The sequence below is a fragment of the Glutamicibacter uratoxydans genome (genome assembly GCF_050753455.1).
Taxonomy (GTDB): Bacteria; Actinomycetota; Actinomycetes; order Actinomycetales; family Micrococcaceae; genus Glutamicibacter; species Glutamicibacter uratoxydans_A.
Genome location: NZ_CP192736.1, coordinates 609,983 through 624,800 on the forward strand (window position 1 = coordinate 609,983; position 14,818 = coordinate 624,800).

Genomic DNA, 14,818 nt, shown 5'->3' on the forward strand with positions numbered 1-14,818 from the left:
CTTACTCCTGGACCTCATCCGGGTCGGTTGTTTCTCGGGCTGACACGTCATCGGTGAGCAGAGGTTGGGCTGCGGTGTTGTCAATGGCGGCAATGTAGCCGGGGATGTCTTGAATATTTTGGATGGGTAAGGTCATCGCTAAAGCTGGAGAAATCCGAAACTCATCGACCAGCTCGGTGCTGGTGAGCAAGCGCAGGGTATGTAGCCGGGCAATCGCGGCATCACAGGCTTCGCTGAAGCGTTTGTCATCACGATCGCTGGCGGTGCGGTGTTCGGCCAGCACATCATGCATCGCCGTGCGCGAAATGACCGCGTCGGTGCCGCTTCCCGCATGCTGCTCCAAGAGTAAACGCAGCCGTAGCGCCAATAGGGTTTCATCCCGTTTCAGTCCTCGACGTGGAGCAATCGGTGAGGTGTGAGCCTTTTCTAGTTGCACCGGGTTCAGCATCGCGATTTTCCGATCGTTGTCCATGCTGATGGTTAAGAAAATTTCCGACACGTACCGACTGATCGTTTCCTGCTGATCGAGCAAGAGTTGCCAACCGGCTGCATCCACCGCGCCATCCAAGTAGGGGCCACGCAGCAACTTGACGATCAATTGACGCAGTTCGAGCGGGAATGAGCCTTGATCACCGTCAAAGATTGGGTCGGTATTGGGGGAGGTAGCGTAGATATTGTGGCTCATAAAGGTTCCTTGGTGAAGCTCAGCGCGGGTAACAGTGCGGTTCGGGTACTGCCGTCAACTTGGAAGAACGTCACCGGGTGTAGGTCTGTGGGGATCAGCGTCTCGCCATTGGTGCGGCCGATCTCCAGCAGCGCCCGGATGGTATTCAAATGCTGATGTTCGGCTGGCAGGGTGGCATAGAGCTGTTGAATATTCAGTGGACTACCACTGCTTTCCAAACCTGTACGCACCTGCTCGCGCAGGTAGGCCATATCCGCTTTGGGGGTAACGGGATGACGCACGATGTCGGTGACATCAAAGCGTGGCGGTTCGGCCAACGGCGGGGGAGCCACATGCTCCGAGGGGTCAAAGATCCCCAACCCAGCCAGCGTGACGAACTGCGGTGCAAAGAGCTCCACCGGCGTCAGCGCCGAACGGGGTTTGAGTTCCGGAGCACGACTGATCGCTAATTCGGCGTCACGTACCGCCTGACGAAGCAATTGGGTCTGCTGGAAGTCATCAGATTGCACAAAAGCGTGCAACGACTCAGAAAGCTTGCCGTAGGATTCATGAACTTCACTGGCCTGCCGTCGCAGGTCACGCAGCAGGTTGCTCAAAAGCTGCCGTTCGGCCGGTTCCAAAACATCCACGAAATCACGTTCGAGAAGTTCGTTGACCGCCGCACGAAAGCGTTGTTGCGCCTCAATCGAGCCTAAGAATTGGGTGAATCCGCTGAACGTTTCCCCTTCGGCGGTGGAGCGCAACTGCTTATCGGCCTCCAATACCTGTCCTACCGCCACGCCCTTGGCGGTCGACGCATCCAAAATCCCTTCCCGCAGACTATGAAGCATCTCTCGCACCCCGTCGCGCATCCGCCGGAAATCGGCGGGAAGGCTAGAGGCTAGGTCCAACACCGAGCGGGCGGCGGAAACCGCGGAAACCTCGGCGAGTACCGCCGGATCCTTCCCTGCACGCAGCGCATCGATTTTGGCCTGACGCTGCGCAATCTCAGCTTCTAAGGCCCGGATACGTGCCTCGGGATCCGGGTCGGTTTCCTGAGCCAAGGACTCTAAAGATGTCAGTAGGGTGTTCAGCCGTGAAGAGTTCAACCTGGAATCTTCGGTGGCGAATTCATCGAAGAAGCGCAGGACACGCAAGGTTGATGCGCTGGGCTCGTAGACGAACCGTCCATCGATTAACGGGCGAGCCAAAATCCCTTGGCGCACCCAAGTCTCGGCGAAGTCCTCAGCGGCGTAACTTCCCGGAACCTGTTCGGTGCTATTCCGGGCTAACCGCAGAAAGGAATCTAGGGAGGCATGGAAGAGCTCCAGCGCCACCCGAGGTCGATCAGCGGTGAATTCGGCCCGGATGAACGCCACCGCCCAAGGCTGTGCGGAAATCAGCCGGTAGGCTGCCGACCTGCGGAACTGCTGGGCCTGTTGCCACAAGCTATTCGCGCGGTGCGAGGGCTGCATAAACTTCCTTCGTCGTGGACTTGCCTAACCTGTCTATCCTAATTCATTCGTTGTGACACGAACTGAGAATAATCTGAACGCTTCGGCAGAAAGCGATGTTGATCTGTGCCGCAGTGGTTTCCAGCCGGGAGATAGTTGTTCAAAGTTACATCCGATGGTGTAACTCGGAAGACAAGCTGTGTAGTCTCAGCAACAAGGCCGATGTTGCTGCCCGAGCGCAACTGGACCCGGCAGGGCCTAATGAAAGGAAAGAAACCCGTGAAGCGAAGCACGATCCTCTCCTCGGTGGCGATTCTTTCCCTCTTGCTGAGCGGATGTAGTGGCCAAGAACCCGGCCCCTCGCAGGCCGAAATTTCCGCAGCTGAACAGGCCGAGCAGGCTCGGGCACAGGAAGCGGACCGGGTGGCCAAACTCAAAGCAGAAATGAACCGGCTGGCCGACATGTACGACTATGATGCCGCGATTGAGCTGGTCAAGGATGATCAGAATGAGCAGTTAGCGGGCATGGTTGGCGGGCTTGAGGAAGAAAAGGCCGCCACCCGCGCGTGGGAAGAACCACACCGGATTCCGCACATATTCTTCCACTCGCTGGTGATTGATACGGACCGGGCCTTTGACGGGGATGGGCAAGCGCAAGGATATAAGGACTACATGGTCACGCAGGATGAGTTCACCGCCATCCTGGAGCAACTGTATGAACGTGATTACGTACTGGTCAATCCCACCGATTTCGCCGGACCGGATGACAACGGGAAGATGCGCTACCGGGAGATCATGCTGCCTCAGGGAAAGAAACCTCTGGTACTTTCCATTGATGACGTGAGCTATTACGAATATATGGAAGGCGATGGCTTCGCCGATAAATTGATTCTCACCGAGCAGGGTGATGTTCGAAATGTCTACACGGACGCCGAGGGTAAAGAACACATCGGTGCCTATGATGTGAGCACCATGGTCGACGACTTTGTCCAGGAGCACCCGGACTTCTCTTACCGGGGTGCCAAGGGCATGATGGCGATGACCGGCTATAACGGACTATTCGGGTACCGTACCTCGCCGAGCCAGTATGAGGATAGCGAAACTCTGGAGCAAGATCAGCAAACTGCAGCGCAGATTGCTGAAGCTTTGAAGGACGATGGGTGGGTCTTCGCCTCACACTCCTGGGGGCACATCTCCACCGGCAGTGTCAGCCTGGCGCGACTCAAACGCGACACCGAGCTCTGGGCCAAAGAGGTAGAACCTCTGCTGGGTGAAACCCCGCACCTGATCTACCCCTTTGGATCGGATATTGCCCGGGTCGGGAAATACTCCGGGGCCCGGTACAAACTCTTTAGAGACGCAGGATTCAGCTATTTCTATGGGGTAGATGGCACCACCACGGCGTGGATGCAACAAACCGACCAATACCAGCGCCAGATGCGCATCAACATCGACGGGCTGCAATTCGCTAAGGAGAAGCGTGGCGACCGTCCGGTCCTTTCGGCCTTCTTCGAGGTCGATGAGGTGATCGACAAAGCCCGTTAGGGCCCTGCCGATTCCGCGCCTACAGACTAAGGAAGGCCCCGAGCTGCGAGAGCCCAGAGACGTTACTGGGCAGAAAGTCGGTCAGCCGGGGCGAACGAACAATAACTGCCCGCCACTGACCACGCGAAATCGCCACATTCACCCGGTTGCGGTTGAGCAGGAAATCGATGCCCCGGGCAGCATCTTCCGCACTGGAGCAAGCCATGGACATCAGCACCACCGGTGCTTCCTGACCCTGAAACTTGTCGACGGTTCCCACCCGCACTTGCCGGTACCCGTTTTTGTCCAAGACCTCACGAAGCAACTGGACCTGTGCGTTATAAGCGGCCACCACCAGTATGTCGGATTCCTCTAATGCCCGGGCGGGCTGTGCCGGATCTTCCCTCCAGCTCAACCCGAGATGATCTTTGACTAGGTCGATCACCTGCTGCGCTTCCTCAGCACTGCTGGTGGTATTGCCGTAGTGTTCAACCAACCGGGTTTCCACCCCCGCTAACGCGCCGGTGAGCTGGCGCTCGCCGGCCGCTGTGGCGGAAAATAACTGGTCGTCATAGCTCAGTTGCGAGACCTTGGAACACAACTGCGGGTGCATTCGCCAAGACGCGGCCAAGAAGTATCCCAGCGCCGCAGGCAAAATCGGGTGTCCATCCGAAAGCCAGCCCAGTGCGGACTCATCCACCGGTTGCGGATGAGATCCCTGAGTAACCTGGGGCAACTGTTGCGGGTCGCCGAGTAATAAGAGATTACGGGCCGCTACCGATACCGCCAGGGTGTTAGCCAGAGAGAACTGCCCGGCCTCATCGATCACCAGTAGATCAAGTGCCCCGGCAGGAACGAACTTGCCGGTCAGCGTCCAAGCGGTTCCACCGATCAGGCAGCCCTCCTCGGCGGCGAGGAGCGCGCTTACCGACTGATCGCTGGTGCCATGCCAAAGTACCTCGCGATCATGCGTGATCTTCTTCGCCACCTGCTGCGGTGAGAGCCCAGCCTGAACAGCCTTGGTGAGCACGTTCTCAACCACGGCATGAGATTGCGCTACCACCCCGACCTTCCAACCGTGATTCACCAGAGCAACGATCACCTTCGATGCGACATAGGTCTTTCCGGTTCCCGGAGGGCCTTGCACCGCGAGGTAAGAGTTATCCAAGTCCTGCAACGCCTTGATGACGGCCGGATAAACCTGAGCCGAGCCTTGGACGATGTCGGGAACGGGGGGAGAGGTGAACGTTTTAAAGCGCGGTGGGATTCGGCGCAAAATATCGATGCCCGCTCGTTCGGGCAGCGACGGGACCAACGAGCCAACCTCATTAGCGATGGTAGCTAACGCATCCTCGATACTGGCGGTGCGGATCGGCTGATCCGGGGTCAACGCCATCGGAACCGAACCGTACGGGGGAACGCGGGTGCTGGATTTTTCCTGAATGACCAGATGGTCTTCGGCGATGTCCAGCACGGTGGCGTTGAATAGGCCGCCACGGATCGAATCACCAGCCTCAATACCTTCGGGTAACGGATCGTTAAACATACTGAAGAACTTGGTGCCCGGAGAAACCAATGACCCCTCGGCCAAAGTTCCAAAGAACTTCGAGGTGCGCACCATGGTGCGGGAGCGTGGCGTGGGTGCCTCCCAATCGGTCACTGGCTCGACGCGGTCAACAATAAAGACCCCCCGCGAATCGCCCCAGTCTTCTACCGGCGCAGAGAGCCTATCGAAATGCTCCCACCAGAACTGTTTGCGTTCCCGGCGATGATACCCGGTGGCTGCGGCGACCATAGAGATCGCCCGATCATCGTCACTGAGCGGAACTCCGGCGGGAAGCTGGGCAATATACTGTTGTAACCGCAATTCCTCGGCGGTTGGTTCGGCCACCACGGCCGGTAATTCAGGTTCCAGTAGCACTGGGTCCTGCCGGTAATCCTGTGCTGGGACCAGAGTCAGCAGCCAGTCTCGTAGTCGCAAGGTCGAAAGACAGTCGTATTCGTTGTAGTCGGCGATGGATGTCAAGATCTGCTGGGCAGTATCCGTCTCTCCTGCTTCCAAGGCATGAACATAGTGGGCATAGGCAACTACCGAGGCCCCAGCATCGGTCACGTCGCCACTGCGCAAATGATCGCCCATGTACAGCGGTTCGAGTTTCTTGATGGAATAGGACCGGGTGGAGAGCACTAAAGAATTCCGCACGGTCTCGTATAGATCGACCAATAGCCCCTCGCGCAGCCACGAATCGACGGCTTCTTCTCCTGTGACATGCGTCTGGGAGAGATTCCGCAGCGCGGTTTTTTCATAAGGCGCGTAGTGGTAGATCCGCATATTGGGATACTTCTGCCGACGTTCGGTGACGTATTGGATGAAATCCATAAACGCACCGCGTTCTTCGGCCCGGTTATGTGCCCAGAAAGGCCGGAACACCGGACTGCCGGTATCGTGCTCAATTACCCCGAAAAGATACTCCAACCCCCAGGAGCTATCGGCCGGATCCTGATATAGGGGATCTCCTTCAAAATCGAAGAAGATATCACCGGGATCAGGGCTGGGCAGCCGGCTAATCGTCTGGCTGTTCCGTTTCAGACGATAGGACACCCCGTGGCTAGTGCCATCGATCTGAGCCAGCCCCAGCTGCATGCGAGCCTGTTCGACATAGCGGGCCAGCGCGGTACCTTCCTCAGCTGGGAGATTCGCCAGTTGCGTCATGGTGTGAATCCCACGTTGGGCTAATTTGCCGCGCTGCACCAAAGACATGTTGGCTACTTGCAACACATCATCGGTGGCCGTAATTTGCTCGGCACAGTAATCACAGCGGCCACAGATTTTCAGTCCCGGGGTATCCCAACGTACCGGCTGATCCGAGGCGCGGTGTGTGCCGGTCAGTGACAAGAACTTCTCACGTTGTGCACGGAAGACAGGTAAGATTTCGGAGATTCGATGGGTTGAATGGCTCCCGTCACCCAGAACTAACGTGGCGTGCGGACTGAGCTTAATCTCCTCGGCTATCAATTGATCTGCGTAGGCGCCAAGTTGTAGGAGCGCACTGACTCGGGCATGACGGGCCAGTTTGGTATCCCATACCGCCCAAGACCCATCGGGTTGCCGCACCAGGAAATCAGCGAACCCCAGGAAGTCCCCGTCGTAGAAGGTCGCTTGAAAAATAACATCCGCGGCACCGCGCAATGCCTCAATGGTTTGTTGGTGTGCGGCTTCAAGCCCCTGATGCGTCATGGCCGGACGTTCATCGAATACTTTGACGCCACGACCGGTGTCAGGGTCATAGACCCCGTACTTTTCGATCAGTTCGCCAAGAACTCGATGTTCGTGGACATCGCCCAGCTGCGCAGTACGCGCAAGCATCTCGTCAGTCCCGAAATCTGGGGCCGGCCGGCGGCCTAGTTTAGCGTCCAGCACCGACAGCGACTGGTATTCACAGGACAGCGCGATACTTAGATCGCTGGCTGAGAAAATGAAGCGATCCTGGAGGAAAAACACGGGGCGGACGCCTTTCGTTGACCCGATTCATATACCTAAGTCAACCTAGCATCCGCCCGCGACCTTTGGGCTGGTGGCACTGTGAATGAAGTGCCACCAGCCACGCTCAAGGTGTTACTTGCCGCGTCCGCCAAGAACTAAGGAGGCTACTGCAACCCCAGCAGTGACAGTATTCACTGCGGTCCACGGACCCATATTTTTCGCCAGTGGATGTGAGCCTCCCAGCGCGGCAACATAAAGCGCGGTCAATGCTAGGGCCCGACCAGTTCCAGCATCCTTACGCCAGATCGAAAAGGCGCCGGCTCCGGCGAGAGCGGTGACTGCCCCGCCCAGCGGACGGTTGCCCGTGGCACGCGAGGTGGCGTAACCGCCGGTCAGACCAGCCACGGCGACGGCAGTAGAGAAAAGACGAGACATGAAAAACTCCTAGACTTTTGGGTGATGCTGCGGCACTACAATCCTATGTTGAGCGTTAGCTGCTTCTGGTAAGCGCCAAATTGAAGCGGTGCACCAGCAAACTAACGCTGAGCATCGCGATGTTTTGCGCGTCATTGAGATCGCGATCCAATAACTGCTCGATGGCGGCTAAGCGCTGATAGAACACCGAACGGGACAAGTGGCTCTCATTGGCAGCCCGTGAACGATTCGTGGGGTGTTGTAAATAGGCTCTGAGCACTTCGAAGTAGTCCGAACCACGTTCACTATCCACGCTGAGCAATGCTCCCAGATAGCGCTCGGGCAAGGCTTGGATAGCGGGTTCGTGCAGCAATTGGTGAACGAGCAAGGTCAGCGGTTCGGCGGTGGCGAAGCGGCTAATTTCATCTCCCGCGCTGTGTAGGGCCCCCAATGCGATGGCTTCGCGTAGCGACTCTGAAACCTGCTCTACCTGCGCTACGGTCGAACCGAAATTGAAACTCAGCTGAGTGCCGCTCATCCGCCGGACTTCGCTAGCTAGCAGACTTAAGGTACTGGAATGCCGTTGCCCGTGCGGTATTGAAAGGACACCGATCAGCTTGCCGTAGTTACGTGGATCCTCGGCGAGCACGATCGCGATGTTGTGTTGCTGGCCGAGCTCACGCACGCTCTCCATCTCGCTACTAGGCCACCGGTTGTGCGGTTTCCGTTGCGCAGTGAAGCCAACCAAGGCCCGGTCGATGACCGGAAACTCGGTGGCTCCGAACCCTGTGGCGCACAACCGCTGACTTCCCACCCGGTAATCCAATAGATCTTGGATCAGTTCGTTTTGTGCTCCGCGTTGCCAGTGCACCCGCCCGTCACGGGTCAGCAAGCTGCTGCCAATCGCTGCCGCGGTTAACGTGAGCACATGATCCACACCTGCCGGATGCTGCGCTGGCAGTGCACAGATCACTGCACCAAAATAAGTCCCCTGAGCTTCAATCCTGGAGCTATACCTATTCGGGTTCCCCGCCGCGTGTTCCGCCCGTGATCGGGTCTGCCAGCGTGCGAAATGTTGGGTCGTAAGCAACGGGGTTTCAGAGAAAAAGACGAGATTGAAACTTGGATCCTCAACGAATAAGGGTGCCTGCAGCATAGCTGCGGCATGGTCGAGCACCGTTTGGAGTGTTGCACCGCTTCGCATCAGCTCCGCGAAATGTTCGGTGACACGTTGTTTGGCTTGAAGTTGCATGGTCTGGGCCGCTAATAAGGAGCGGTGGATCGCTTCGGTGATCGCAATAAATGCCACCGGGGCGTGCAAGATGACTAAGGGGAAACCAAGTCTGCGGCAGGCTTCGACCAGTTGGTCGGGGGCTTTGCGCAGGAAAGTCCCCAATTCGAGAATCAAGGCCGTTGCATCCACTGATCGCAGATCCGACACATATCGTTCAAAACAATCCAGTTCAGACCAACCCACCCCGGTGCTCAGTACAATTTCGCCACCGCGTAAGTGCTCTTGAACCTTCGGGGATTCTAATACGTGCGTCCAGCGCACCAGACGCTCGAGGTCTTCGGCTCCAGCGATGATTTCCGGACGCCCCGCGATGACTTCGGGCAATCCCAGAACGCTTCCTAGGGTTACCGGATCATCGTTCGGACAGACTGTCCGAAGACCGTCGAAATCCTTACTTTCTGTCACTGTTAGAGCTCCTGTAATTGTGCAAAGGTAGTGATCAGAATACGAAAAATGTGTCAGTTGTCACAATATAAATCTGTATGAGTCGTGACTTTGAGGGGTATCAGATGTTTGGGCTACCAACGTTTACCACGATCGTCATCTTGGGCGTTCCGGTCTTCTGGGTGATCTATACGGGGGTGTTTATGTGGCTTAGCCGTGGCTGGTCGCAAGAAGATACGGGGGAGGAAAATTGAGTATTGAATTATTATTCCTGATCGTTTACTTCGCACTAATGGCCCTCATGGGCTACGTGGTGATGCGCCGCAGTAAAGGAGGCAGCGAAGATTATCTGCTTGGTGGACGGAGTTTAGGACCCGGAGTCACCGCCTTGCGACTACAGAGCTCGTCGATGTCTGGCTACATGTTTATGGGTGCCGGTTCGTTGGGATATACCCAAGGCTACTTCGGCATGTGGTATGCGCTGGGTGACTTGGGCGGTGGCGTCTTAAACCTGTCGGTCCTCGGCCGGCGGATGCGCAAACTTTCGCAGATGCTCGGTTCCATCACCTCCATCGAGTATCTGGAACATCGGTACCCGTCTAAATGGGTTCGATTGATTGCAGCCCCCATTGCGCTGTTCTGCATGTTCTTCTATCTGGTGGCCCAGTTCATCGCCGGCGGGCGTGGCCTAGAGATGGTGTCGGGTGTTTCCTATCCCGCTGCACTGGCCGTAGCCATTGGTGTCATCGTGATCTATACCTTCCTCGGCGGATACTTGGCCGTGGCATACACCGATTTCGTGCAAGCCATCATCATGCTTGTGGGGATGCTGTGGATCGTGATCGGCACCATGCTGGCGGTCGGTGGTTTCACCGCCGGAAACAAGGCCGTTGGTGAGCTGAACCCGAACTTACTCACCATGTGGGGTGCAGATCTGGGATATCAGGGACAGTGGGGTGTGGTTCTCGGCGCACTGTTGGTCTTTTCTATCGGCTATATGGGATGGCCGCACGTGGTGGTTAGTCACATGGCGATGAAAAAACCTTCCGTGGCCCGCACTGCCGGAGCGTACTCGATGATCTTCAATTTGCTGTTCATTCCTGGGCCGTACTTGGTAGGTATGCTGGCTCTGTTGATTCTGCCGACGTTAGCGAATCCCGAAATGGCGGTTTTCGAGGTCGCTGCCGCGGTGCTGCCGAGCTTCGCTGTAGGTATTGTGATGGCTGCGATTATGGCCGCCATTATGTCCACCGCCGACGCACTGTTATTGCAAGCCGGAACCATCATGAGCCAGGATATTTACGCACGATTCATCAACCGCAAGATGAACGACAAACAGATGGTGATGGTCTCACGGATCATTGTTCTGGTGTTGGCAGTGGTCGGATTCAGCATTGCAGCCTTTGATCCACCTTCGGTGGCCAAGATCGTCATCTTCTCCACCACTGTGCTTGGAAGTGCCTTTGTGCCCGCTTACGTATGTGCCGTGTGGTGGAAGAAAGCTAACACGGTCGGTGCGATCAGCTCGATGCTCCTCGGCACGATTAGCTCCGTGGCTTGGGAACTGGCAGGACTGAGCGGTAGCACTGGAATCGATCCGATGGTTATCGGTATTGTTTGCTCTACCCTGGCAATGATCATCGGTAGTTTGCTCACGCAACGTAGCAATCCGGTGCCGGCGTACCTGATCACCGCGATGCAGGAGACCGCCAAGCTCGGACCAATTCCGGCTAAGCTGCTGCTCGGTCAGGACCACACCATTGCCGCCCAAGCGCAAGCCATGGTTTCGCGTAAGGCAGTGAAATGACGAGTCTGCGCCTAGAAACCTTTGTGGATGAAACTGAGGCTTGGGCAACACTGCGGCAACGCGCCCCGAAACTGCGCAAGCTGCGTGCCGAGCTGAAATATCATCCGTTCGCCGGCATTGTCTTTGATATGCCGACCCTGCTGGGAGCGGTGCAGAGAGTTCATACTTTAGTTGACTATTACACCGGGAAGGCTTTCCTGACTGGAGAGTGGAAAGGGCACGCGGAAACGGTCCCCGAACACCAACGTGTTACAGACCCACAGTGGGCCACAGTCAGTCTTGATCAGGCCCGGCACCGGGCGAGCCAAACAGTAGCCACCGCGAACCTACGTCGCACCAGACTGGCTGGACGTGGGGGACTGCGCGAAAGGCACGTGGTACCAACCGTCTGGAAGCCTAATTGGATGTTCCACACCGAATTGGAGGGGCGAAACGTGGAAATCATGGTTGATGGACTCAATGGAAGCTATTTTGTCATTGGCTCCTAACCTCCGGTAGACCGCACGATGAGGCGCTGTCTGCGGAATATTGGTCACTCCACTGCGTATGCTCTGTATTAGGAATATCCGGTAGTGGCTCCGCACGGAGCGATGGAAAGGCGCGCTGGGTGAGAGAAACCTTCACGGAGCTCTGGGCGAGGCTGTCACTGCAGCAGCACATACAACTAAGCGGCTGGCAGTGGGTAATTCTGTTGGCTCTGGTGTTGTTGCTGGTTTTGCCTCGCCCGGTGTGGCGGCTTACCGGAATGTACAGCACACTGGTTCATGAGCTTGGGCATGTGCTCAGTGCGCTGTTCACTGGTCGTTTCGTCACCGGCTTGCGGCTGGGGTGGGATCATTCCGGTGAGGTGGTCAGCCGCGGCCGCGGGAAAATGTCGGTGATTGTTTCCGGAATATTCGGCTACCCCGCGCCAATCTGGGTCTCCGCTGGATTACTTGCTGCTACCGCCGCGGGTTACCCCGGTCTCGCTTTGGGAGTCTACGCACTATTTTTCTGTCTAGCCCTCGTTTTTGTGCGTAATTTCCCGGCCTTAGTGGTCTGCGTCGCCAGTGCGCTGTTGGCGCTCGCCGTGGTGTTTTTCGCGCCCGTCACGGCTCTGGTCTATGTCGCGATGCTGCTGGCGGGCTTTCTTCTGCTTGCCGGGTTACGGGACTGCGTAAAACTGCTTTCTGTTCATCTGTGGCGGCGGGCGGAATTACGAAGTTCCGATGCCTACCTGATCGCCCGTTCCACCGGAACCATCGCCAGTTTCTGGCTAGTGGTGATTCTGCTGGCCGCTGGAGCCGGAGCATGGCTGGCAGGAATTAATCTACTCCGCCTGATCTGATGCGTTGGGCTTGCGGCTGCCATTGCGTCGCCGCGACCAGCGGCGGATCGCGAACCAAGCGGCCACACCGGCGGTGGCCACCATGACCGGGGTGCGCAAGGAACGACTTTTCTCAGGTTCGTCGGTGCCGGGAGACTCTAACGGATCCCCACCATGTTTGATCCGGATTTGCTGGGCACCGACCAGATCACGGAAAGTGCTCAGGTCTTTTTTGGCGAACAGAGTATCGTCGCGTACTGGATACTGTAGTTCTTCATCGGCGGCGATTCCTTGGCGTAGCTGGGCCAATCGGGCGAATTCAATGTCCACGATGGCACCCATAAGTAAGGCAATATTGCTGATCCAGCAGGCAATCACCAGAATAATTACGCCACCAATGGCTCCATAGGTCGCCGAATACGAAGTGAAACGCGAAATGTACAGCGAGAAGCCAACGACGGACAGACCCAGCACAACTAGCGCACTAACAGTACCGACCGAGAGCCACTTGAAACGTGGACGTTTGACGTTGGGTGTGAAGTGGTACAGCAGGGCCACCACCAACAAGGCCATCAGCAGCATCAACGGCGGTTTGAGCCAGTTCAGCAGGGTAACGAATTGTTCGCCTAAACCGATCAGATTACCGAGGGCCAGAGCCACCTGCCCGGATGTCACGAGCAGCGCGAGGGACAGGACCATGACGATCATCATCAAAATCGTGATTCCGAGCATCTGCGGTCGACGTTTCCATTGCGGGCGTCCCTCCTCGACTTTATAGAGACGGTTCATGGCCCGGCTAAAAGCGTTGACATAGACCGAAGTACTCCACAGTGCGCCAGCTACACCGAGCAGAATAGTGATGGTCGTTCCCGAGGTTGAAGCCGCCAGCCCGGTTAGTAGCTGTTCGGCCATGTCTAAGATCTGCAGCGCATCTTGCCCTAGGTGCTCATTGCCTTGCGGCGCAAGCGCTTGATGCATTACCTCCAGAATCCACTCGGTTGCCTCTTCACTGGCACCAACTAACGCCAGAAGCGAGACCAGGGCTAGCACACCGGGAAACAGTGCAAGCACCATGAAGTAGGACAATGAGGCGGCTGCGTCCAGTCCGTTACTGCGAAAAAATTCGCGCACAGAGCGGGAAAAAGCCTGAAAGACCTCGGACCTCTTCTCGGCTGTCAAGCGCAAACTCATCAAGGTCCCTTCGGCGGGGTCAAGTACTCGGTCTGACCCGTAATTTCTCTTGCCAACAGCCTACCCACAAGATGCCAAGGATACGCAGGAATTTGGTGTCTTGAGCGCGTAGGTTCCGCTGGGGGCGGCAGTTCGATGTTGACCGAACATCTGTCGAGGAACTGTCAAGAATTCTCTCTGAAATATCACAGATAAAACGTTCTACGCCAGCGAAGATAACCGATTCGAGATAACGTTTAGATTGCATTTTTACTTAAAAATCCGATCCCTGACAAAATTTTTTTCACGTGTATGACTGGGAAAAACCTTGATTCTGAAAGGTTCCTGAGTTGTCAGGAGCGTCCGGCGGACCTATTCTCTTATGTAACGTTTCGATAACACTCGCAGTGTTATGGAAAATCAACACACAGGCCGGGGCTTCGTCGACGCCCACCCGGTGGTGTGCACGTAATGTCGAAATGCGACGCTGGGCGCGGCGCCAAGATGGCTTGGACAGCCTACGCGCGGAAGAGCACTGGAGAAACATGATCCAGCAGAAGAGCAAAAAGAACTTTCAGCGCGGTGCGGCAACACTTGCCGCCGTTGCTGTTGCCGGTGGAGCATTAGCCGTTACCGCCGCGCCAGCGTCAGCGTCGAGCACTTGGGACAAGCTGGCCCAATGTGAGTCCAGCGGAAACTGGTCCATCAATACCGGCAATGGTTACTACGGGGGCCTGCAGTTCTCGCTTTCGACGTGGAAGGCCTTCGGTGGATCTGGAATGCCGCACCATGCCTCGAAGTCAGAACAAATCCGTGTCGCTACCAAGGTGCAGCAGGGGCAAGGATGGGGCGCTTGGCCCGCATGTTCGGCCAAACTCGGTTTGAGTGGTTCACCGACCGGTACCCCGAAGCAGGAAACTCAGAAGAAGAGCACGTCGGAAACCAAGTCCAAGCAGAAGAAGGTCAGTTCCGAGGTGAAGTCAACGCAGAAGAAGAGCGTTCAGGCCAAACAAGTTGAGCGTTCCGCTGTCAAGAGCAAAGCAAAGCGGGTAGCACCGGCTCCGCAGGCGCCGGTATATAACGTCAAGGCCACTGATTCGGGTAAGGATTACACGGTGAAGTCCGGAGACACCCTGTTTAAGATTGCCCAGGACCTTGGACTGGATGATTGGCGAGCACTGGTCGTGCTCAACGATGATCAGTTGACCAACCCTGATCTCATCTACGTAGGTCAGACGTTGAACTTGCCGACCAGGTAATTTCTGAAGCAAGGACGTAGCCCCGAAGCTGTTAGTGTCACAGCTTCGGGGTTTTTCT

12 protein-coding genes are annotated in these 14,818 nt (G+C 56.6%); 6 read left to right on the forward strand and 6 right to left on the reverse strand.

Annotation, left to right across the window (positions count from 1 at the left end; translation table 11 throughout):
- Position 1 precedes the first annotated feature (1 nt).
- Both ACQQZ8_RS02950 and ACQQZ8_RS02955 read right to left on the reverse strand, forming a co-directional pair.
- Positions 2-685 (reverse strand): DUF4194 domain-containing protein, encoded by a 684-nt coding sequence (locus tag ACQQZ8_RS02950; RefSeq protein WP_431711226.1) that lies wholly within the window; start codon positions 683-685, stop codon positions 2-4.
- Positions 682-2,139, reverse strand: a complete 1,458-nt coding sequence (locus ACQQZ8_RS02955) for a DUF3375 domain-containing protein (RefSeq protein ID WP_431711228.1) — start codon at positions 2,137-2,139, stop codon at positions 682-684. Before ACQQZ8_RS02955 ends, ACQQZ8_RS02950 begins: the two co-directional genes overlap by 4 nt.
- A gap of 258 nt (positions 2,140-2,397) precedes the next feature.
- On the opposite strand from ACQQZ8_RS02955, the gene ACQQZ8_RS02960 reads away from it, so the two are divergent.
- The gene (locus ACQQZ8_RS02960; RefSeq protein WP_431711229.1) at positions 2,398-3,663 is read left to right on the forward strand and encodes a polysaccharide deacetylase; all 1,266 of its coding nucleotides are present in this window, start codon (positions 2,398-2,400) and stop codon (positions 3,661-3,663) included.
- Positions 3,664-3,682: 19 nt separating this feature from the next.
- Here the strand turns inward: ACQQZ8_RS02960 and ACQQZ8_RS02965 are convergent, their stop codons facing one another.
- From ACQQZ8_RS02965 to ACQQZ8_RS02975, 3 genes are all read right to left on the reverse strand, one after another.
- Positions 3,683-7,144: a TM0106 family RecB-like putative nuclease gene (locus ACQQZ8_RS02965; RefSeq protein WP_431711230.1), complete on the reverse strand. Its 3,462-nt coding sequence runs from the start codon at positions 7,142-7,144 to the stop codon at positions 3,683-3,685.
- A gap of 114 nt (positions 7,145-7,258) precedes the next feature.
- Positions 7,259-7,561, reverse strand: coding sequence for a hypothetical protein (locus ACQQZ8_RS02970; protein ID WP_431711231.1), 303 nt, complete (start codon positions 7,559-7,561; stop codon positions 7,259-7,261).
- Positions 7,562-7,616: 55 nt separating this feature from the next.
- A complete protein-coding gene (locus tag ACQQZ8_RS02975) occupies positions 7,617-9,239 on the reverse strand; it encodes a PucR family transcriptional regulator (protein WP_431711232.1) in 1,623 nt (540 codons plus the stop codon).
- 77 nt (positions 9,240-9,316) lie between these two features.
- Here ACQQZ8_RS02975 and ACQQZ8_RS02980 point away from each other — a divergent pair, with 77 nt between their 5' ends.
- The 4 genes from ACQQZ8_RS02980 (at position 9,317) to ACQQZ8_RS02995 (ending at position 12,352) form a co-directional block, all read left to right on the forward strand.
- The gene (locus ACQQZ8_RS02980) at positions 9,317-9,472 is read left to right on the forward strand and encodes a hypothetical protein (protein WP_431711233.1); all 156 of its coding nucleotides are present in this window, start codon (positions 9,317-9,319) and stop codon (positions 9,470-9,472) included.
- Entirely contained in the window at positions 9,469-11,025 is a 1,557-nt protein-coding gene (locus tag ACQQZ8_RS02985) for a sodium/proline symporter (protein WP_431711234.1), read from the forward strand. The genes ACQQZ8_RS02980 and ACQQZ8_RS02985 overlap by 4 nt, the downstream gene beginning before the upstream one ends.
- Positions 11,022-11,513: a hypothetical protein gene (locus ACQQZ8_RS02990; RefSeq protein ID WP_431711235.1), complete on the forward strand. Its 492-nt coding sequence runs from the start codon at positions 11,022-11,024 to the stop codon at positions 11,511-11,513. Before ACQQZ8_RS02985 ends, ACQQZ8_RS02990 begins: the two co-directional genes overlap by 4 nt.
- Positions 11,514-11,632: 119 nt before the next feature.
- A complete protein-coding gene (locus ACQQZ8_RS02995) occupies positions 11,633-12,352 on the forward strand; it encodes a M50 family metallopeptidase (RefSeq protein ID WP_431711236.1) in 720 nt (239 codons plus the stop codon).
- On the opposite strand, the gene ACQQZ8_RS03000 is transcribed toward ACQQZ8_RS02995, so the two are convergent.
- Positions 12,335-13,462, reverse strand: coding sequence for a YihY/virulence factor BrkB family protein (locus tag ACQQZ8_RS03000; protein WP_431711237.1), 1,128 nt, complete (start codon positions 13,460-13,462; stop codon positions 12,335-12,337). The two genes, ACQQZ8_RS02995 and ACQQZ8_RS03000, sit on opposite strands and share 18 nt — an antisense overlap.
- Before the next feature lie 584 nt (positions 13,463-14,046).
- Between ACQQZ8_RS03000 and ACQQZ8_RS03005 the strand changes: the two genes are divergently transcribed.
- Positions 14,047-14,760, forward strand: a complete 714-nt coding sequence (locus tag ACQQZ8_RS03005; RefSeq protein ID WP_431711238.1) for a transglycosylase family protein — start codon at positions 14,047-14,049, stop codon at positions 14,758-14,760.
- Positions 14,761-14,818 lie beyond the last annotated feature (58 nt).

Bases quoted from the DNA above. Each gene is read 5' to 3' on its own strand.
- ACQQZ8_RS02950 (WP_431711226.1), bottom strand. From the start codon at position 685: ATGAGCCACAATATCTACGCTACCTCCCCCAATACCGACCCAATCTTT.
- ACQQZ8_RS02955 (WP_431711228.1), bottom strand. From the start codon at position 2,139: ATGCAGCCCTCGCACCGCGCGAATAGCTTGTGGCAACAGGCCCAGCAG.
- ACQQZ8_RS02970 (WP_431711231.1), bottom strand. From the start codon at position 7,561: ATGTCTCGTCTTTTCTCTACTGCCGTCGCCGTGGCTGGTCTGACCGGC.
- ACQQZ8_RS02980 (WP_431711233.1), top strand. From the start codon at position 9,317: ATGAGTCGTGACTTTGAGGGGTATCAGATGTTTGGGCTACCAACGTTT.
- ACQQZ8_RS02990 (WP_431711235.1), top strand. From the start codon at position 11,022: ATGACGAGTCTGCGCCTAGAAACCTTTGTGGATGAAACTGAGGCTTGG.
- ACQQZ8_RS03005 (WP_431711238.1), top strand. From the start codon at position 14,047: ATGATCCAGCAGAAGAGCAAAAAGAACTTTCAGCGCGGTGCGGCAACA.